Genomic DNA, 18,484 nt, shown 5'->3' with positions numbered 1-18,484 from the left:
GGAGATCCCATTATCCCGCCGCGGAGGGCCAGTCGGGTACCCGACGTGCGGGCGGACCCTGCGGCTGGTCGGCCGCCACTAGTGTTCCTCACGAGGAAAACTCACTGTCAGGAGAGTGCCGTGCAGGTGCGATTGTCCGCCTACTGGACCGATCCGGACGGTACCGTCCGGTCCCCCGGGGAGACGGTCGACGTCGACGCGGTCACTCTCGCCAGAATGGAGGAGCAGGGCATGGTGGAGAATCCCGACAGCAAGACGACTTCGGACGCCGGCACGACCACGACCACCACGTCGAAGCCACAGAAGATCGGGCCCGGGCCGGGTACACCGCCGGACCAGATCGGGCCGGGGCCGGGCGCCCCGCCTGCGGACGACAGCGGCAAGTGAACGACCGGCGCGGCCGGCGGACCGAGGTCCGCCGGCCGCGCCGCTGTCCGTCCCCGTTCACCCGCCGGGGCGTCGCCGCCCGGGGAAACCCCTGGTCAGCGGTCGCTCATGCCGGCGCGTCGGCGCAGCGCCGCCACGTCGGTGACCACGATCCGACGACCTTCGGTACGCAGCCAGCCGCGGCTGGCGAAGGAACCGATCGCCTGGTTGACGCTCTGCCGGGAACCGCCTGCCATCTCGGCCAGCTGGCTCTGGTTCAGCTCGATGGTGATCATCGGGGCCTGGCTCTCACCGGCCAGCCGGACCAGCGTCTTGGCCACCCGACCGGGCAGGTCGAGGAAGACGTGGTCGGCGTTCTGCTCGGTGAGCCGCCGGATCAGGCCACCCAGCGAGCGCATCACCGCGTCCAGGATGCGCGGGTTGGAGTGCACCAGCTCCATGAAGGCCGGGCGGGACAGGGCGAGCGCCGCGCAGTCCTCGATCGCCTCGGCCGAGGCGGAACGGGTGGAGGCGTCCAGCAGGGACACCTCGCCCAGCACGTCCGGTGGTCGGACGACCGACAGCACCGCGCGTTCCCCGGTCGGCGCGGTGCGGAACACCGCCACCGCCCCCCGGCGGAGCACGATCAGCGACTCACCGGGATCGTTCTCGACGAAGAGCAACTGGCCTTTGCGATAGGTGCGCGGCACGGCCGCGGCGATCACCCGCTGGCGCACCTCCGGCTCCAGCCCGGCGAACATCTCCACCCCCGTGAGGGCGTCACCCGGCTCCGGCAGGCGCATGTCCACGGCCCCACCCCTCCCCGGTCACGGACCACAATTTTCGCTCACCGGGTGAACCCTGACGGCCACTGAAGAGGTGAACTGACACCGCTTCGGCGTCCGGTAGCGGTACACATCAGATCATGACGGCCCGGTCGCTTGCTGTACACCCCTCTAGACCTTTCCGTGACCCTGCGCAAGCTGCGGCGGACCACCGGGTCGGGGGTCGGCGGGGTGCCGTGCGGGCGGTGCCGTCGGTGCCCGCCCCGCCCGCCGACGGTCACCGGGGGTGGGCGAGGATGGACGGCGATGGTCTACCGCTATTTCTACGACTGCGAATTCATCGAGGACGGCCGGCTGGTCGACCTCGTGTCGATCGGCGTCGTCGACGAGTACGGCCGCGAGTTCTACGCGGTCTCCACCGAGTTCGACGACTCCCGCGCGGTGCCCTGGGTCCGCCGCAACGTGCTGGACAAGCTCCCCTCGCCGGCCGACCGGGCCTGGCGTTCCCGAGCCCGGATCCGGGACGACCTGCACGAGTTCCTGCTGGAGCCGATCCGGGACCGGCCGGGCGAGCAGCTGGAGCTGTGGGCCTGGTACGCCGCGTACGACCACGTGGTGCTGGCCCAGCTCTGGGGGGCGATGCCGGCGCTGCCCCGGGAGATCCCCCGGTTCACCAAGGAGCTGCGGCAGCTCTGGGACGACCTCGGCCGGCCCCGGCTGCCCGAGGCGGCGGCCGACCGGCACGACGCGTTGGTCGACGCCCGGCACAACCTGGCCCGCTGGCAGGCGATGACGGCCCGTCCGGGGTGATCCCGGCGTCGTCGGTCCGGTGCCTGTGGGTCCGGCCGTCGGTGCTGACAGCCCGTGACGATCGGCAGGTTTGACAGGTGCCGTCCGGGGCACCGGATCCGGGCGAGCCGATCAGAGGGAGTGCGCCATGGCCGACGACGCGACCACCATCACCGACGCCCGGCGGCGGGTGACCGAGCTGATCCGGGACGCCCGGATCTGCATGTTGACCACCATCGGGGTCGACGGCCGGATGCTCAGCCGGCCGATGGGGCTCCAGGCGGCCGAGTTCGACGGGGACCTGTGGTTCTTCGCCCACGCCGACTCGGCCAAGATGCGTCAGGTCCGGGTCAACCCGGAGGTCAACGTCGCCTTCTCCGACCAGCGTCACCACGCCTGGGTGTCGATCTCCGGCACCGCCCAGGAGGCGTACGACCGGGCGCGCGCCGAGCAGCTGTGGAACCCGGTGCTCACGGCGTGGTTCCCGGACGGGCTGGACACCCCCGGGCTGACCCTGCTCAAGGTGCACGCCAGCTCGGCCGAGTACTGGGACTCCCCGGGCGGCACGGTGGTCAATCTGCTCGGGTTCGCCAAGGCGGCGGTGACCGGGACGCCGCCGAAGCTGGGGGAGAACCACGAGATCACCTACTGACCGGTAGCCGCCCGGGCGGGCGGGACCGGCCGGGGCGCGGTGTCGGCGTACACCTGAGCCGACTACAGTGCGCACTGACGGCCCGCCCCGGGCCGGCAACGACGCCGATGGTCTGAGCGGACACATATCCTGGGGCTTATCCGGGCTTCACCTGACGTTCCAGGAGGATGAGCAGATCATGCGTATCGGCGTGCTCACCGGCGGCGGCGACTGCCCAGGTCTCAACGCGGTCATTCGGGCGGTGGTCCGTAAGGGCGTCGCTACTTACGGTCACGAGTTCGTGGGCTTCCGGGACGGGTGGAAGGGCCCGCTGGAGGGCCTGTCCAAGCCGCTCGGCATCCCCGAGGTGCGGGGCATCCTGCCGCGCGGCGGCACCATCCTCGGCTCGTCCCGCACCAACCCGTTCAAGATCGAGAACGGTGTGGAGCGGATCAAGGAGAACCTCGCCGCGCAGGGCGTGGACGCGCTGATCGCGATCGGCGGCGAGGACACCCTGGGCGTCGCCACCAAGCTGCACGAGCTGGGCGTCAACGTGGTCGGCGTGCCGAAGACGATCGACAACGACCTGGGTGCCACCGACTACACGTTCGGCTTCGACACCGCCGTGAACATCGCGATGGAGGCGATCGACCGGCTGCACACCACCGCGGAGAGCCACCACCGCACCCTCGTCGTCGAGGTGATGGGCCGGCACGCCGGCTGGATCGCCCTGCACGCCGGCCTCGCCGGTGGCGCCAACGTGATCCTGCTGCCCGAGCGCAAGTTCGACGTCGACCAGGTCGCCGGCTACGTCGAGAAGCGCTTCCAGCACCAGTACGCCCCGATCGTCGTGGTCGCCGAGGGCGCCCAGCCGCTGGACGGCCAGATGGTCCTGCACAACCAGGAGCTGGACGCCTTCGGGCACGTCCGGCTCGGCGGCATCGGCCAGTGGCTGGCCGAGCAGCTGGAGGCGAAGACCGGCAAGGAGGCCCGCACCGTCGTGCTCGGGCACATCCAGCGCGGTGGCACCCCGACCGCGTTCGACCGGGTGCTCGCCACCCGGCTCGGCCTGCAGGCCATCGACGCCGCCCACGAGGGCGACTGGGGCAAGATGGTCGCGATGCAGAGCACGGACATCGTCCGGGTGCCGCTGGCCGAGGCCACCCGCGAGCTGAAGACCGTCCCGATCGAGCGCTACGACGAGGCCGAGGTCTTCTTCGGCAGCTGATCGCACCCCACCCCCTTCCCCTCCGCCCTGCCGGAGGGGAAGGGGCACGGGACCGGACCAACGGGACGGAAGGGTGACATGGGGTCGGCGAAGCACACCGTCGCGGTGATCGGGGCGGGAAAGATCGGCGAGCTGATGCTCTCCGGGCTGTTGCGGTCCGGCTGGCCGGCGCAGCGGCTGCTGGCGACCGCCCGCCGACCCGTCCGGGCCGAGGAAATCGCCACCCGGTACGGCGTTCGGGTGGTCGACAACCTGACCGCCGTCGACGAGGCGGCGGTGCTGGCGATCGCGGTGAAGCCGCAGGACGCGGGCGTCCTGCTCGACGAGATCGGCCCGAAGGTGCCGGCCGACAAGCTGGTCGTCTCGCTCTGCGCCGGGCTGCCCACCAGCTTCTTCAGCCGTCGGCTGCCCGAGGGCACCCCGGTGGTCCGGGTGATGACCAACACCCCGGCCCTGGTCGACCAGGCGATGAGCGCCATCTCGGCCGGCGCGCACGCCACCGGCGAACACCTGGCCCTGGCCGAGGAGATGTTCGCCCCGCTCGGGGCGACCCTGCGGGTGCCCGAGTCACAGCAGGACGCGGTCACCGCGCTCTCCGGCTCCGGCCCGGCCTACTTCTACCTGCTGGTCGAGGCCATGATCGACGCCGGCATCCTGCTCGGCCTGCCCCGGCAGGTGGCGCACGAGCTGATCGTGCAGACCGCGATCGGCTCGGCCATGATGCTGCGCGACTCCGGCGAACACCCGGTCAAGCTCCGCGAGGCCGTCACCTCCCCGGCCGGCACCACCATCTCCGCCGTCCGCGAGCTGGAGAAGCACGGGGTACGCGCCGCGCTGCTGGCGGCGCTGGAAGCCGCCCGCGACCGCGCCCGCGAACTCGCCGCCCAGGCCGACTGAGCCGACCTGCCGTGTCAGAGGCGGGGGCCGACGGCATCCCCGATCTCGGCCCGCCGCCCGAACGCGTCGTCGTCGACGTGGAGCAGGTGCGCCGGCTCGTCGCCACCCAGTTCCCGCACTGGGCACATCTGCCAGTCGAGCCGGTCGCCGACGGCGGCTGGGACAACTGGACCTTCCACCTGGGTGTCGGCATGTCGGTACGCCTGCCGAGCGCAGCCGAGTACGTCGAGGCGGTCGACAAGGAACACCGGTGGCTCCCCCTGCTCGCCCGCCGTCTCCCGCTGCCCGTCCCCACCCCGCTGGCGAAGGGCGGGCCCGGCGAGGGCTACCCGTACACGTGGTCGGTCTACCGGTGGCTCGACGGCGAGACGGCGCGGGTGGACCGCATCGCCGACCAGGTTCGGTTCGCGGTCGACCTGGCCGAGTTCCTCGCGGCCCTGTGGGACGTCGACACTGCTGACGGCCCCCGCCCGGGCCGGCACAACTGGTACCGGGGCGGCACCCTGCGCACCTACGACGGGCAGGCCAACCGAGCGCTCACGGCTCTCGACGGCCGGATCGACGTCGGCCTGGCGGGCGAGATCTGGAGACGCGCCTTGAATGCGCGCTGGGACGGTGTGGAGCGCTGGTTCCACGGTGACCTCGTACAGGGGAACCTTCTACTCGACGACGGGCAGCTCGCGGCGATCATCGACTTCGGGACCTGCGGCGTCGGCGACCCGTCCTGTGACCTGGCCGCCGCCTGGACGCTGCTGACCGCCGACGGCCGGCGGGCGTTCCGACAGCGGCTGGCCGTCGACGACGCGATGTGGGCGCGCGGGCGCGGCTGGGCGCTCTGGAAGACCCTGGCCGGCTACGCTCACACGCCCGAGGACGGCGAGGCGGCGGCGAGCTTACGGAGGACCCTCGACGAGATCTTCGCCGAGCACACCGAGGACGACACATCAAAGGGGCCGCCTCCCGGATAGCCGTGGGAGCGGGTGGCGGCGCGGGTGACATAGCTCGCCGACCCACCCGCCGTACCGCCGTCATCGGCTTGCTGCCGTCGTGTCTTTGAGGTGCGACAGCACCTGACCAACCAGCCCGGGGGCGATGGCGAGGGTGGTCGTCGACGCGCTGGTGTACTCGTTCCCGCTGCTGTCGACGACCACGGCACCGGCCTCGCGGGCGATGGCGACCCCGGCCGTCATGTCCCACGAGTGATTGGACAGGGTGATGGCGGCGTCGATCTTTCCCGCTGCCAACCAGACGAGGTCCACCGCAGCCGACCCGCTCATCCGCACCCGTTGCACCTTCTCGGCGAGCCGTGCCATCAGCGCCAGCCGAAGCCGGTTCCTGTTCGCGGCATCCGCGCCGACGGCGAAGTCGCCCATCCCGACGACGGCCTCGCTCAGACTCGTGGTGGCGCTCACCGTGATCGGCCGGCCGTTCATGTGCGCGCCACAGCCCTCGGCGGCCCAGTATCGAGTGCCGAGGAAAGGCAGATCCACGACGCCGAGGACCGGACGTACGCCGTGGAGCAGGCCGAGGGAGATGCCGCACAGGGGAAGACCACGGACGAAATTGACCGTGCCGTCGACCGGGTCGAGCGTCCATTGCCACTCGCCGCTGCCGCTGGCCCCCTCCTCTTCCCCGAGGAAGGCGATGCCTGGTGTCACCTCGCGCAGGAAAGAGCGAAGGTCTCTCTCGATCGCGTAGTCGACCTCCGAGACGAGGTCACGATCGCCCTTGCGGGTTGAGGTGACCGGCGTCTGGCGACGCATGAGGGCGGCTGCCCGGTCGACAGCATCGAGGGCGATCGGCAGCAGGTCGCGGTGCGGGATCACAGTTGTCGGCCCCATTCCCACTGAGAGTCGAAGACCTGCTCGTCAGCCGACACCCACGTTCACCTCGCTGGCCCTGATGAGCTGTCCTGCGCCGATGAAGCGGCGGGCAACCAGCAGGCCCGCGTCGTGGGCGGCCGGACCGCCATGGCTCGCCGAGGCGTCTGTGACGAGCCAGGGGGTGAGATCGCGCTCGAAAGCGTCCACCGCTGACTTGAGCACGCAACTCTCGGTGGCGACACCGCAGAACACGAGGTCGGTCCAGCCCTCCCGGGTGGCGATGTCGGCTCCCTCGGTGGTGAAGTACGAGTAGATGCGCTTGTCGATCACGGCCCGTGCCCGGGCAGCGTGTGGCTGTAACTCGGGCACGATCTCCGTCTCCGGTGCGTGCTGCACCTTCGACCAGTGGATCAGCCGCTCGAAGGGGCTGCCCGGGTAGTTGTGGTATCGGGTGAAGACGATCGGGCGGCCCGTGGCCTCCCACCGCTCGACCAGCCTCACGACCGTGGGGATGACGTGCCGGCTCTGATCGTTGACGAAGCCGTTCTGCATGTCGATGACGATCAACGCCGCCCGAGTGCCGTTCATGCGCTGCCTCGGTCCCTCATCAACTCGGCCTCGCGCAGCGCCGCCTGGGCTTGTGCCAGGCGTTCCGGTAGGCCGCTGGTCGTGACGGCTGCCTGACGCATCAGGCAGTGCTGTGCCGTCTCCTGCGCTCGTGCGGTGGTGAGCCGGGAGTGGGCGCCCCTCAGAAAGCGCCAGCCGAACCGCTCCGACATGACGGGGTCTCGTCCTTCCTCTACTGCCCGCTGGATGTGCCGGCAGTAGGTCCACAGCATCTGTACGTCGATCTCAAGCGAGAGCAGTTCGTCAGCGGTGAGGGCCCGCTCCGGCGAGATCGCGTGGTAGGCCAGACCTGACCAGGCCGCGAAGCCGACGGACACGCCGGGGATTCCGAAGGGCTCGGCGGGGAACTGGTCGAATCCGTCAGCTAACAGACCCCGCTCCACCTGCTCGGAGACGGGCTGAGGTCGAGGCGTCGCGTGGCGGTCGACCAGGACCGACGGCAGGCTCAACAACCGAATCGCGTTGTCCAGATCCTCGCGACGACATCCCGGCTCGCGTAGGAGATACATCGACATCACGTATTCTGGCACCGCCACTTGTCCCTCAAGCTGATCCGACAATAGCTGTTCGATCTGGCGAGCCGCCCACGGCAGATCCTCTTTGTAACTGGCGTACCGCCAGACCGCGAGTTCCGCCAGGTTCGTGGGGGCGACTTCCTGTTCCAGGTGGAAGACCAGCACGCCACAGGCGAAGACGTGAGCCGTGCACCGACCGGTCGGATGCGGCACCGCCGTAGCGGACACAGGTAGCCAATCGTGCCGGCGCGAATCCACCTGCGGTAACCTGGCCAGATTCTCCGCTGCCTCTACCCCGATGAACGCCGGGATGAACTTGTGGGACTGGACACGGTAGCCGCCGGGGACTGCAGGAGCGGTACTCCCGCCCGCCGAAGCGCTGAACCGGCTCACCGCCTCATCACTGGCCCTACGTAGTGCGGTGTCGAGGGCGGCCTGCATCTCCGGTCGGGGCTGCGCCGCTTTCCGACCGACCTCCCACTTGCACACCGTGCGCCTGCTGACGCCGAGGTGCCCGGCGAAGTCGTCGACCGTCATTCGCAGGGCGTGGCGCAGCGCTCGGGTTTCCTGGCCGGTCCACTTCTGCACGATCGTCATCCACTCGCCCCCGATCGCGCCGAGGTCGGCCGTTTCGCACCTCGGCGGCTCGATGTCAGATCCGGCACAGCGTAGGCGCAGAGCGTAGTCGTTCCGGACGGCGGGTGACATCGTCCCCCGGTGGCCGGGGCGTGGCGCGGACGCGGATCCATCTGCCGACCGGGTCCGCCGGCTGACCGGCCCGTCGGGCCTTCGGACCGGCATCCGCGCGGCCCACCGTCCTATCGGCGTCGCCTGGTCTCCAGCGGCCATTCGAGGCTGACCGTCTCGGCGATGCCCTGCCGGTCGAAGTACTCCTGGAGCTTGCGCTTCTGCGCGGCGTACCAGGTGACCTGCGCCCGGTGGAGGTCGTCGGGGAGCATCCGGGCGATGCGTTCGTGCCGGGCCGCGATCGACACCGCCATCTCGACGGCGGCGCGGGCGTCGCTCGTGGCGTCGTGGGCGGAGCCGAGGGTCACCTCGTAGTACCTGCACAGCTCACCGAGCTGCCGGCCGACGTACCGGTACGGTTCGACCTCCTGGTGCAGGATCGAGGGGTCGATGATGACGGCGCGGTCCCAGTCCAGCGACGGCAGGGCGTGCCGGGCCAGCTCGGCGTGCAACGTCGTGACGTCGAAGTGGGCGCAGAAGGCGACGAGCGGCGTACCGTCGGCGATCACCTTCCCGACGGCCGTGCCCAGCTCGGCCAGCGCCGTCCCGGCCGGCATTCCGGCGCTGCGGACCAGTTCGTCGGTGATCCCGTGGATCTCGGTCGTGCGGGGCGGGATCGGCACCCCCGGGTTGACCAGCCACCGCCTGGTCGTGCCGTCGGAGTGCACCAGCGCGGCGGAGACGATGCGGGCGTCCAACGGTTCGTTGCCGGTGGTCTCGATGTCGAAGCCCACCACCGGCAGGTCGTGCCACCCACGGTGGGCGCCCGGCGGCGGCGCCGCTTCCACCGGCGCGCAGTCGTCGTGGTACGTGGTCCAGCGGGCGCCGAGCTTGAGCGCCTGTCCGGCCCCGGCCTCCACCCGGCCTCGGCAGGCGCCACAGGTGCCGGGGTACTTGTTGATCACGATGGGACTCCTGGTTCGGTCTCGCGGATGCGTTGGCGCGTGCGGTGACGGGACGACGAGGCGGCGGACCGCGCGCCTGAAGGTCATGATCCATCGGCCGTGTCGTCGACACCCGCCGGCCGGGCCCCCCTATGACCTATGTGGACGGTCGACGCTGGCCCTTCATCCACCGGCCCGGCCCGGCACCCCGGTTCGACCGAAGCTGGCGGACGGGTCGGTACGGATCACGCGGGTGCCCCATACTGGCCCCGTGTTCACTCTCGCCCAGGCGCGGTACCTGGTCGCCACCCTGCACCCCCGCATCGACGAGCTGATCGGCATCCGGGCCGACCTGGCCGAGCTGCGGGCCGACCTGGCCGGCCCGGGGATGTCGGCGCTGGGCGGCCGGGCCGAGGTCAAGGCCCTGGAGGCCCGGCTGCACGGTGTGCTGGAGGAGTTGAACTCGCACGACATCCAGGTCAAGGGGATCGCCCCGGTGCTGCTGGACTTCCCCGGCGAACACGAGGGTCGGGCGGTGCTCTGGTGCTGGCTGGAGGGCGACCCCGACGTGCGCTGGTACCACCGCGTCGAGTGCGGCTTCGCCGGCCGCCGCCCCCTCCGCTAACCCCACCCCGCCCACCCCACCCCACCCCACCCCACCCCACCCCACCCCCGTCTCCCCCCTCCCATCCCTCCCACCCCTCCCACCCCTCCCTCCGCGTCGATCATGGAGTTGTGGTGGGCGTCAAAAGGCGTATATCCCCGCGAATTCGGCACCACAACTCCAAGATCGCGCGCGATGCTCGGGGCGAGGCCAGGTCTGGGGCTGGGCGGACCAGGGCGAGGGCGGGGCCAGGCCATGGCGAGCCGGGCCGGGGGCTCGGCGGGCCGGGGCCGGCAGGCGGGCGGCTGGGGGCTGGCGGGGTGGGGGTCAGGGCAGGGTGGTCAGCATGGTGGGGGAGACGTTGCCGCCGCTGAGGACCAGGATCGTCCGGGTGCCCGGGGTGGCGGTCACCCGGCCGGTGCGCAGTGCGGCGAGGGTGACCGCCGCCGCCGGTTCGAGCAGCAGCCGGGTGGCCGCCATGAGGTCCCACCAGGCTGCCCGGATGTCCGCCTCCGTGACCTCCACCAGGTCGTCCACCAGGTTGCGGACGTGGGCCAGGGTGAGTCGGCCGGCGAACGGGGCGGCCAGCCCGTCGGCCATCGAGACCGGTCGGGTCGCCGGGGCGTCGCCGCCGGTACGCAGCGCGTGGCCGACGACGTTGGCGGTGGCCGGCTCGACACCGACGATCCGGGCGGTCGGGACGGCCCGGCGGACGGCGGCGGCCACCCCGCTGATCAGTCCGCCGCCGCCTACCGGAACGAGCACCAGGCCCGGCGGCGGGCCGTCGGCCAGCAGTTCCCGTCCCAGGGTGGCCTGGCCGGCGATGACGTCCGGGTCGTCGAACGGCGGCAGCAGGTGGTAGCCACGTTCGGCGGTGATCTCCTCGCAGGTGGCGAGCAGGTCGTCGGTGAGCACGACCTCTCCACCCCACCGGCGGACCGCTTCGATCTTGGTGGGTACCGCGTGCGGGGGCATGCAGACGACGGTGGGCAGGCCGAAGGCACGCCCGGCGAAGGCCACCGCCATGGCGTGGTTGCCGGCCGAGAAGGCGGTCAGCCCGGTGGGCGTCGCCTGCCGTTCGGCCAGGGCGATCAGCGCGTTCAGCGCGCCCCGGATCTTGAAGCTGCCGGTGTGCTGGAGGTTCTCCGCCTTCACCGCGACGTCGAGCGCGAACTCGTCGCCGAGCTGCGGGCAGGGCAGGAGCGGGGTCCGGACGATCCGTCCGGCGAGTCGGCGTTCGGCGGCCAGGATGTCGTCCACGCTGGTCAGTCGCACCGCCGGAGCCTAGCGGGCGGGGTGTGCGGGGCGGTGCCGGTGGGCGGGTCAGCCGGCCGCGGAGCGGGGGAGGGGGTCGACCGGCGGGTCGGCGACGGCGAAGACCACCACGTTGTCCCGGTAGTGGCCGACGCGCCTGTCGAAGTCGCCCCCGCAGGTGATCAGCCGCAGCTCCGGGCCGGGCGTCGGGCCGTACACGGTGGCGGTGGGGAAGGCGTCCTTGGGCGTACGTAGCGTGCCGGTGACCCGGAACGTCACCCGGCGGTCGCCCCGCCACACCTCGATCCGGTCGCCGGGGCGCAACTCGCGGAGGCGGGCGAAGACGGCCGGGCCGCGCCGTGAGTCCAGGTGACCGACGATCACCGCCGGCCCCGGGTCGCCCGGCGACGGGCCGCCGCCGTACCAGCCGGCCCGGGTGAAGTCAGCCGGTGGCACCAGGGTGCCGGCCCGGTCCAGCCCGAGGGTGGTGAGCGGGGAGTCGACGCCGATCCGCGCCACGCGTACCCGGGTGGGGGGTGCCAGGGTGGCGCGGGGGGTGCCGGCCCCGGTGGCGCAACCGGTCACGCAGCCGGGCTGCCAGGCCCCGGCCGCCGCGACCGGCCGGGGTGCTCCGGCCGGCCCGCCGAGGCCGGTCGCGGCGGCGACCACGACGCCGGCGCCGGCGGCGAGGCAGCACGCCGCGCCGGCCGCGACCAGGACGGTGGCCGGTGCGGGCCGGGCCCGGTGACGGCGGATCGCGAAGCCGGGCCGGGTCACCAGACCGGTCGCCGCCGACGCCGCACCAGCAGCGTCGTGCCGACCACCACGGCCCCGGCGAGCACCCCGCCGGCCATCATCGGGTACGCCCCGAGCCCGCCCGTGGCCAGGCCGCCGGCCCCCGCCGGCACCCCGCCCGCCGGTGCGGTCCCGCCACCTCGGGCGTCCTCGCGCAGCTCGACGGTCAACCCGCCCCGCTTGCCGTCGAGCACCAGCAGCGAGTAGACCCGTCCCCCGGTGAGGGTCACCCCGGCGTCGGTGCTCGGCCCGCTGCCGCCACCGAGGCGCAGCCGCCAGCGTCCCGGCTCGACCTGGCGGTAGTCGGTGGTGGTGGCGAACCGGACGGCGTCGGCGATGGCCGGTCCGTCCTCGGCGGCCACGTCGACCACCGGGGCCCGCACGGACGCCTGGACGACCCGCACCTTCGCCCGGCCGGTCGCTGGGGCGCTGAGGTCGTCGGCGAGCACCCGCAGGCCGAGGTCGGCGTAGCGGCCCACCCCGGCCACCGTGTACGCCTCGCCGGCACGCAGGGCCACCTCGGTGGTGAGCACCGGCGGCTCGCTGGCAGGGGCGCCGGCCTGCCGCATTGCCACCGCGTACCGACCGACGACCAGTGGCAGGTAACGGGAGACGACGCCGTAGCCGACGCCGGGGAAGACCTGCGGCGTCGTCGCGCCCGGGCCGGAGAGGTAGACGTCCACGGCCGGGGTGTCGGGGGAGAGGTGGGCGAGCCGGACGTAGCCGACGTCGCCGGCCGCCGCCCCGGCCGGCGTGCCGCCGACGGTGGCCAGTGTGGTGCCGAGCAGGAGCGTGCCGGCGGCGGCGAGCAGCCGGCGCGGCGTGGTACGGAGCTGGTGCATCTCGCCTCCGAGGGTGGTGTCGGTGCCGACCCCCAGCGTCCCGTGGACGGGACCCGATCGCAAGTTGGTCGGCCACCGTGTCCCGTCGTTTCCGATCAGCGTGGTGCGGTCCGGCGGCCCGTCCCCGCCATCCGGTACCGTCCGTTCGTGATCAACGTTCGACGGGCCGTGGTCGCCGACGCCGGTGAGATCGTTCGCCTGCGTGGGGTGATGCTGGCCGACATCGACCAGATGACGCCCGCGCCGGGGCCCTGGCAGCAGGCGGCCCGGGAGGTGCTGCACCGGCGGCTGGCCGAGCCGGCCGACCTGATGGCGGTCTTCGTCGTCGACGACCCCGACCGGCCGGGCGTCCTGGCGGCCTGCGCGACCGGGACCATCGAGCAGCGCCTCGGCGGCCCCGGCAACCCCGACGGCCTGACCGGGTACGTGTTCAACGTGGTCACCGAGCCGGTGCACCGTCGGCGCGGCTACTCCCGGGCCTGCCTGGAGGCGCTGCTCGACTGGTACCGGCAGCGCGGGGTCGGCAAGATCGACCTGCGGGCGTCGCCCCAGGGGGAACCGCTCTACCGGTCGCTGGGATTCGTGCCCACCGTCGGGCCGACGCTGCGGCTGAGCCTGCCCGTCGCGTCCGGGAGGCACTGACCGGTGTTCGCGCTGCCGTTGACCGACACCGCCGAGCTGCGTCCGCTCCCACCGTGGCACGCCGGGGAGTTCCTCACCCACCTGGACCGGGCCCGGGCACACATCGCCCCCTGGGTGGGCGCGTCCTTCGTGGCCACCGACCTGGATTCGGCCCGTACGGTGCTGCGCCGCTACGCCGACAGGTGGGCGGACGACGCCGGAGGTATCTGGGGGATCTGGGCCGACGGCACCCTGGTCGGCGGGGTGATGTTCGTGTCCTTCAGCACCGCGACCGGGGTGGCCGAGGCCGGCTGCTGGCTGGAGCCGGCCGCCGAGGGCCGGGGACTGGTGACCCGGGCGGCGACCCGGATCGTGGACTGGGCGATCCGGGAACGCGGCATCCACCGGGTCGAGTGGCGGACCAGCGCCGGCAACGTCCGCAGCATCGCGGTGGCCCGGCGGCTCGGCATGCGGCACGAGGGCACCCTGCGTCGGGTCGCCCCGGGGCCGGCGGGCCGGGTCGACGTCGAGGTCTGGGCGGTGCTGGCCGACGAGTGGCCGCCCGCCCGCTGACCACGGCGGGCCGCCCGCCGACCGGGTGGGCGGGACGGGCCTCGCGGCTGCCGTCCCGCCCGGTGCGGTGGGGCGTCGGTCAGGCGTCGGCGTAACGGCGGGCGGCGGCCAGGGCGTCCCGCAGCCGCTGCGCGTCGGTCGGCAGGCCCGGCTGCTCGAAGCCTGCCGCCGGATCGGCCGTGTAGAAGACGCCGTACGCGGCGGTGTCCCGCTGGAACCGCCAGCCCTCGGCCAGCGGGCCCACGTCGACCGTGTCGTACCCGACGGAGTCGATGAACGCGGTGGCCTCGGCCTTGGCCGCGTCGTCGTCCCCGGCGACCGGCAGCGAGGTGCGGTCGGCGGCCCCCGCCGGGCGGGCCAGGGCGAGCAGGTGCTTGAAGTAGATGTTGTTGAAGGCCTTGACCACCCGTGACTCCGGCAGGTGCCGCTGGAGCAGCTCGCTGGTGGTGGTCGACTCGTCGTCCAGCTCCGGGTAGCTGCCGTCGCGCTCCGGGTAGTAGTTGTTGGTGTCGATGACGGTCTTGCCGGCGAGCGGCGCGGCCGGCACGTCCCGGTAGGCGCGCAGCGGGATGGTGACCACCACCAGGTCACCCGCTGCCGCCGCCTCGTCCGGGGTGGCCGCCCGGGCCCGTATGCCCAGCTCCTCGACCAGGTCCTTGAGCGTCTCCGGACCGCGCGAATTGCTGAGCACCACGTCGTGGCCGGCGGTGACCGCCAACCGGGCCAGGGTGCTGCCGATGTTGCCGCTGCCGATGAGTCCCACAGTTGTCATGCCGGTGACCAACCGGGCCGCTCGGGTGCGTATTCCCGACCTGATCGACGGGTCAAGCGGTGGATGCCGACCGTCCACGTCGGCCGGACGGGTCGGCCGCGCGTCGTGGACGTCGCGCGTCGGTGAACCCCTAGTCACCCCTGTTGCCCATCGATAATCTTCCCTAAACAGCTGATCGAGTGATATCTATCTCACACCACCACTTCCCCACCCCCAGGAGTGCGACGTGCGGAGATCCCGACTCGTGACCCTCGCCGTGAGTCTCGCGGCATCCATCGGCGTTACCCTCGGCGCGGCGGTGCCCGTCCAGGCTGCCCCCGGCGACCGGTACGTGGCCCTCGGTGACTCGTACGCCTCGGGCGTCGGCGCCGACAGCTACACCTCCGAGAGCGGTTCCTGCCAGCGCAGCACCAACGCGTACCCGGCGCTGTACAACGCCAACATCAAGCCCGCCTCGTACAGGTCGGTGGCCTGCTCCGGCGCGACCACCACCGACGTGGTCAACAGTCAGCTCTCCGCGCTCAGCTCCACCACCACCCTGGTCAGCGTCACCATCGGCGGCAACGACGTCGGATTCACCTCGATCATGTCGACCTGTGTGCTCCAGGGGGAGACTCAGTGCGTCGCGGCGGTGCAGGCCGCCGAGAACAAGGCCCGCGCGGAACTGCCCGCCAAGCTCGCCACCGTCTACAACGGGATCAAGTCGCGTGCGCCGTCGGCCCGCGTGGTGGTCGTCGGCTACCCGGTCTTCTACCAGCTCGGCACGGTCTGCGTGGGGCTCAGCGCGAACTCCCGTGCGAAGATCAACGAAGGCATCAACCTGGTCGACGACATCACCCGTACCGCCGCCACCTCGGCCGGCTTCACGTTCGCCGACGTACGGTCCATCTTCGTTGGTCACCAACTGTGCAGCTACGGCGAGAAGTGGCTGCACGCGTTGAACTTCGTCAACCTCGGCGTCTCCTACCACCCGACGGCGGCCGGCCAGTCCGGCGGCTACTACCCGGTCTTCCGGTCCGCCGCCGGCTGACCTGAACCCGCGTCCCGCCGGCTCCACCGTGACCGTGTCGCCCCGCTCGGGTCGGCGCGGTCACGGCCGTCGGCCCCAACCGTCCCGGTCGGACCGGTGGGCGTCCCGGAACGGCCCGGCCCGGGCGACGCGACCCGGAAGGAGGGACGGATCTTCAGGCGGGGAGGACCTTCTCGATGGCGGCGCGCAGTTCGGCCGAGTCCGGGGCGACCGTCGGCGCGAACCGGGCGGCGGCCGTGCCGTCCGGGGCGACCAGGAACTTCTCGAAGTTCCACCGGACGTCGCCGGTGTGCCCCTCGGCGTCGGGGGTGTCGACCAGCGCCGCGTAAAGCGGGTGGCGGGCCGGGCCGTTGACGTCGACCTTCCCGGTCAGCGGAAAGGTGACCCCGTAGTTGACCTGGCAGAACTCGCCGATCTCGGCGGGCGTGCCGGGTTCCTGCCCGGCGAACTGGTTGCACGGCACGCCGAGCACCACCAGGCCCCGGTCGGCGTACTCGGTGGCCAGCGCCTGGAGGCCGGCGTACTGCGGGGTGAGGCCGCAGCGGGAGGCCACGTTCACGACCAGCAGCGCCCGGCCCCGGTAGCCGGCCAGGTCGGCCGGGCCGCCGGCCAGGGCGTCGATCTCGATGTCGAAGACGGTCATGCCGCGAGGTTAGCGTCCGGCCCCGTCACCCGGCTCACCGCCGCCGCGCCGCCCGACGTCACCTCGTGTTCGCCGCGACCACGCCGCGTGGCCGGATCGGCCCGCGCCGACGCCGGGTCGTCCCGTCGGTCGGCCCGGGTGCGGTCGCGTCGTGGTGTCGCAGGTCGGGGTGACTCCGGCCGGCGGTGATGAATCGACGGATGCGCATCTTGACGAAGTGATGACGGTGTGAGTAGCGTCTCCCCATCGATTTGGAAAGTTTCCTAACTGTTTGAGGAGGCGCCTCATGAAGAGATCGCTCCGCCGCGCCCTCTGGGCCGGCGCCGTCGTGGCGCTGACCGTGGCGGCGGTACCGGTGACCTCGGCGTTCGGCGCCGGAAGCGTCACCGCGACATTCGCCTCGGCCCAGGACTGGGGGACCGGCCACGAAGGGCGGGTCACCGTCGCCAACGGCTCCAGCGCCAGCATCAGCACCTGGCGTATCGAGTTCGACCTGCCGTCCGGCACCACCATCAGCAGCTTCTGGGACGCCGACGTCACCAGCAGCGGCAACCACTACGTGGCGGTCAAGAAGAGCTGGGCCGGGCCGCTCGCCCCGGGGGCCAGCTTCAGCTGGGGCTACAACGGCACCGGGCCGTACAAGGCGCCGCTGAACTGCACGATCAACGGCGCGTCGTGCGGCGGGGGCACCCCGCCCACCACCACGAAGCCGCCGACGACCGCCCCGCCCACCACCGCCCCGCCGACGACCGCGCCCCCGACGACCCCGCCGCCCACCACCACCCCGCCCAGCGGGGACAAGAAGGTCGTCGGCTACTTCGCCGAGTGGGGCGTCTACGGGCGCAACTACCACGTCAAGAACATCGCCACCAGCGGCTCCGCCGCCAAGCTCACCCACATCCTGTACGCCTTCGGCAACACCACGGGCGGCCGGTGCACGATCGGGGACAGCTACGCCGACTACGACAAGGCGTACACCGCGGCCGACAGCGTGGACGGCGTCGCCGACACCTGGGACCAGCCGCTGCGCGGCAGCTTCAACCAGCTGCGCAAGCTCAAGAAGATGTATCCGCACCTCAAGGTGATCTGGTCCTTCGGCGGCTGGACCTGGTCGGGTGGCTTCACCCAGGCCGCGCAGAACCCGGCCGCGTTCGCCGAGAGCTGCTACAACCTGGTCGAGGACCCGCGCTGGGCGGACGTCTTCGACGGCATCGACGTCGACTGGGAGTACCCCAACGCCTGCGGTCTGAGCTGTGACAGCAGCGGCCCGAACGCGTTCAAGAACGTGATCTCCGCGCTGCGGTCCAAGTTCGGCTCGTCGGCCCTGGTCACCGCCGCGATCACCGCCGACGGCAGCAACGGCGGCAAGATCGACGCCACCGACTACGCCGGTGCGGTGGGCAACCTCAACTGGCTGATGCCGATGACGTACGACTACTTCGGCGCGTTCAACGCCCAGGGCCCCACCGCCCCGCACTCGCCGCTCACCTCGTACACCGGGATTCCGCAGCAGGGCTTCAACTCCGACGCGGCGATCCAGAAGCTCAAGTCCAAGGGCGTACCGGCCAACAAGCTGCTGCTCGGCATCGGCTTCTACGGTCGCGGCTGGACCGGGGTGACCCAGGCCGCCCCGGGCGGCACGGCCACCGGCGCGGCCCCCGGCACCTACGAGGCGGGCATCGAGGACTACAAGGTCCTGAAGAACACCTGCCCGGCCACCGGCACGATCGCCGGCACGGCGTACGCCAAGTGCGGCAGCAACTGGTGGAGCTACGACACGCCGGCCACCATCGGCGGCAAGATGACCTACGCGAAGAACCAGGGCCTCGGCGGAGCGTTCTTCTGGGAACTCTCCGGCGACACCGGCAACGGTGAGCTGATCGGCGCTATCAAGGGCGGCCTCGGCTGAGCCGAGCGCCCGACGCACCACCGCGCGGGGAGGGACCGGCCACCGGTCCCTCCCCGCCCGGCTGTCCGGCCCGGTCGGCGGCGGTTCCGCCTGGCGAAACGCCGACCGGCCGGGCCGGCGCGGCCGTGACGGGTTGCCACCGGACGGGT

General features: G+C 72.1%; 21 protein-coding genes. 11 read left to right on the top strand and 10 right to left on the bottom strand.

All coding sequences use genetic code 11. From position 1 onward, the window contains the following. The first annotated feature begins 120 nt into the window (after positions 1 to 120). The gene (locus tag Q2K16_RS11470) at positions 121 to 387 is read left to right on the top strand and encodes a hypothetical protein (RefSeq protein ID WP_145921027.1); all 267 of its coding nucleotides are present in this window, start codon (positions 121 to 123) and stop codon (positions 385 to 387) included. Positions 388 to 482: 95 nt separating this feature from the next. Here Q2K16_RS11470 and Q2K16_RS11465 read toward each other — a convergent pair whose 3' ends face one another. Beyond that, positions 483 to 1,175, bottom strand: a complete 693-nt coding sequence (locus Q2K16_RS11465) for a Crp/Fnr family transcriptional regulator (RefSeq protein ID WP_302745262.1) — start codon at positions 1,173 to 1,175, stop codon at positions 483 to 485. 282 nt (positions 1,176 to 1,457) lie between these two features. On the opposite strand from Q2K16_RS11465, the gene Q2K16_RS11460 reads away from it, so the two are divergent. From Q2K16_RS11460 to Q2K16_RS11440, 5 genes are all read left to right on the top strand, one after another. Further along, positions 1,458 to 1,961 carry a polyadenylate-specific 3'-exoribonuclease AS gene (locus Q2K16_RS11460; protein ID WP_088644696.1) on the top strand — a complete coding sequence of 168 codons (504 nt, stop codon included), beginning with the start codon at positions 1,458 to 1,460 and terminating at the stop codon, positions 1,959 to 1,961. Positions 1,962 to 2,088: 127 nt separating this feature from the next. Then, positions 2,089 to 2,592, top strand: coding sequence for a pyridoxamine 5'-phosphate oxidase family protein (locus Q2K16_RS11455; protein WP_302745261.1), 504 nt, complete (start codon positions 2,089 to 2,091; stop codon positions 2,590 to 2,592). Between the two features lie 178 nt (positions 2,593 to 2,770). Further along, positions 2,771 to 3,799, top strand: coding sequence for a 6-phosphofructokinase (locus Q2K16_RS11450; protein WP_088644698.1), 1,029 nt, complete (start codon positions 2,771 to 2,773; stop codon positions 3,797 to 3,799). A gap of 78 nt (positions 3,800 to 3,877) precedes the next feature. Continuing rightward, positions 3,878 to 4,696 (top strand): pyrroline-5-carboxylate reductase, encoded by an 819-nt coding sequence (gene proC, locus Q2K16_RS11445; RefSeq protein WP_302745259.1) that lies wholly within the window; start codon positions 3,878 to 3,880, stop codon positions 4,694 to 4,696. 11 nt (positions 4,697 to 4,707) lie between these two features. After that, positions 4,708 to 5,664: an aminoglycoside phosphotransferase family protein gene (locus Q2K16_RS11440; RefSeq protein WP_302745257.1), complete on the top strand. Its 957-nt coding sequence runs from the start codon at positions 4,708 to 4,710 to the stop codon at positions 5,662 to 5,664. 60 nt (positions 5,665 to 5,724) lie between these two features. Here the strand turns inward: Q2K16_RS11440 and Q2K16_RS11435 are convergent, their stop codons facing one another. The 4 genes from Q2K16_RS11435 to Q2K16_RS11420 all read right to left on the bottom strand — a co-directional run bounded on the left by Q2K16_RS11435 (position 5,725) and on the right by Q2K16_RS11420 (position 9,313). Continuing rightward, positions 5,725 to 6,522: an inositol monophosphatase family protein gene (locus Q2K16_RS11435; RefSeq protein ID WP_302745255.1), complete on the bottom strand. Its 798-nt coding sequence runs from the start codon at positions 6,520 to 6,522 to the stop codon at positions 5,725 to 5,727. 42 nt (positions 6,523 to 6,564) lie between these two features. Continuing rightward, the gene (locus Q2K16_RS11430) at positions 6,565 to 7,107 is read right to left on the bottom strand and encodes a cysteine hydrolase family protein (RefSeq protein ID WP_302745253.1); all 543 of its coding nucleotides are present in this window, start codon (positions 7,105 to 7,107) and stop codon (positions 6,565 to 6,567) included. Further along, positions 7,104 to 8,258, bottom strand: a complete 1,155-nt coding sequence (locus Q2K16_RS11425) for a helix-turn-helix domain-containing protein (protein WP_302745252.1) — start codon at positions 8,256 to 8,258, stop codon at positions 7,104 to 7,106. The genes Q2K16_RS11430 and Q2K16_RS11425 overlap by 4 nt, the downstream gene beginning before the upstream one ends. Before the next feature lie 221 nt (positions 8,259 to 8,479). Then, a complete protein-coding gene (locus tag Q2K16_RS11420) occupies positions 8,480 to 9,313 on the bottom strand; it encodes an exonuclease domain-containing protein (RefSeq protein WP_302745251.1) in 834 nt (277 codons plus the stop codon). A 250-nt stretch (positions 9,314 to 9,563) separates the two neighbouring features. On the opposite strand from Q2K16_RS11420, the gene Q2K16_RS11415 reads away from it, so the two are divergent. Continuing rightward, positions 9,564 to 9,917 (top strand): DUF2203 domain-containing protein, encoded by a 354-nt coding sequence (locus Q2K16_RS11415; RefSeq protein WP_302745250.1) that lies wholly within the window; start codon positions 9,564 to 9,566, stop codon positions 9,915 to 9,917. 306 nt (positions 9,918 to 10,223) lie between these two features. On the opposite strand, the gene Q2K16_RS11410 is transcribed toward Q2K16_RS11415, so the two are convergent. From Q2K16_RS11410 to Q2K16_RS11400, 3 genes are read right to left on the bottom strand one after another with little or no spacing between them, the layout of a single operon-like run. After that, positions 10,224 to 11,171 carry a threonine ammonia-lyase gene (locus Q2K16_RS11410; RefSeq protein WP_302745249.1) on the bottom strand — a complete coding sequence of 316 codons (948 nt, stop codon included), beginning with the start codon at positions 11,169 to 11,171 and terminating at the stop codon, positions 10,224 to 10,226. Between the two features lie 48 nt (positions 11,172 to 11,219). Further along, positions 11,220 to 11,927 carry a class F sortase gene (locus Q2K16_RS11405; RefSeq protein ID WP_302745248.1) on the bottom strand — a complete coding sequence of 236 codons (708 nt, stop codon included), beginning with the start codon at positions 11,925 to 11,927 and terminating at the stop codon, positions 11,220 to 11,222. Then, complete coding sequence (locus Q2K16_RS11400; protein ID WP_302745246.1) at positions 11,924 to 12,787, bottom strand: DUF4397 domain-containing protein; 864 nt, start codon at positions 12,785 to 12,787, stop codon at positions 11,924 to 11,926. The genes Q2K16_RS11405 and Q2K16_RS11400 overlap by 4 nt, the downstream gene beginning before the upstream one ends. Positions 12,788 to 12,934: 147 nt before the next feature. Here Q2K16_RS11400 and Q2K16_RS11395 point away from each other — a divergent pair, with 147 nt between their 5' ends. Both Q2K16_RS11395 and Q2K16_RS11390 read left to right on the top strand, forming a co-directional pair. After that, positions 12,935 to 13,429 carry a GNAT family N-acetyltransferase gene (locus Q2K16_RS11395; protein ID WP_302745245.1) on the top strand — a complete coding sequence of 165 codons (495 nt, stop codon included), beginning with the start codon at positions 12,935 to 12,937 and terminating at the stop codon, positions 13,427 to 13,429. A gap of 3 nt (positions 13,430 to 13,432) precedes the next feature. After that, positions 13,433 to 13,981, top strand: a complete 549-nt coding sequence (locus Q2K16_RS11390; protein WP_302745244.1) for a GNAT family N-acetyltransferase — start codon at positions 13,433 to 13,435, stop codon at positions 13,979 to 13,981. Positions 13,982 to 14,060: 79 nt separating this feature from the next. Here Q2K16_RS11390 and Q2K16_RS11385 read toward each other — a convergent pair whose 3' ends face one another. After that, positions 14,061 to 14,753, bottom strand: a complete 693-nt coding sequence (locus Q2K16_RS11385) for an NADPH-dependent F420 reductase (RefSeq protein ID WP_302745243.1) — start codon at positions 14,751 to 14,753, stop codon at positions 14,061 to 14,063. Positions 14,754 to 14,979: 226 nt separating this feature from the next. Between Q2K16_RS11385 and Q2K16_RS11380 the strand changes: the two genes are divergently transcribed. Then, positions 14,980 to 15,783, top strand: a complete 804-nt coding sequence (locus Q2K16_RS11380) for an SGNH/GDSL hydrolase family protein (protein WP_302745242.1) — start codon at positions 14,980 to 14,982, stop codon at positions 15,781 to 15,783. Positions 15,784 to 15,937: 154 nt separating this feature from the next. Here Q2K16_RS11380 and Q2K16_RS11375 read toward each other — a convergent pair whose 3' ends face one another. After that, positions 15,938 to 16,426 carry a glutathione peroxidase gene (locus Q2K16_RS11375; RefSeq protein WP_302745241.1) on the bottom strand — a complete coding sequence of 163 codons (489 nt, stop codon included), beginning with the start codon at positions 16,424 to 16,426 and terminating at the stop codon, positions 15,938 to 15,940. 286 nt (positions 16,427 to 16,712) lie between these two features. Here Q2K16_RS11375 and Q2K16_RS11370 point away from each other — a divergent pair, with 286 nt between their 5' ends. After that, a complete protein-coding gene (locus Q2K16_RS11370) occupies positions 16,713 to 18,335 on the top strand; it encodes a glycosyl hydrolase family 18 protein (protein WP_302745240.1) in 1,623 nt (540 codons plus the stop codon). The last annotated feature ends 149 nt before the right edge of the window (positions 18,336 to 18,484 follow it).

It is taken from the genome of Micromonospora cynarisoli, from assembly GCF_030518815.1.
Taxonomy (GTDB): Bacteria; Actinomycetota; Actinomycetes; order Mycobacteriales; family Micromonosporaceae; genus Micromonospora; species Micromonospora wenchangensis.
The sequence above is the reverse complement of the archived record's forward strand: the minus strand, read 5'-3'. Positions and strand labels throughout refer to the sequence as shown.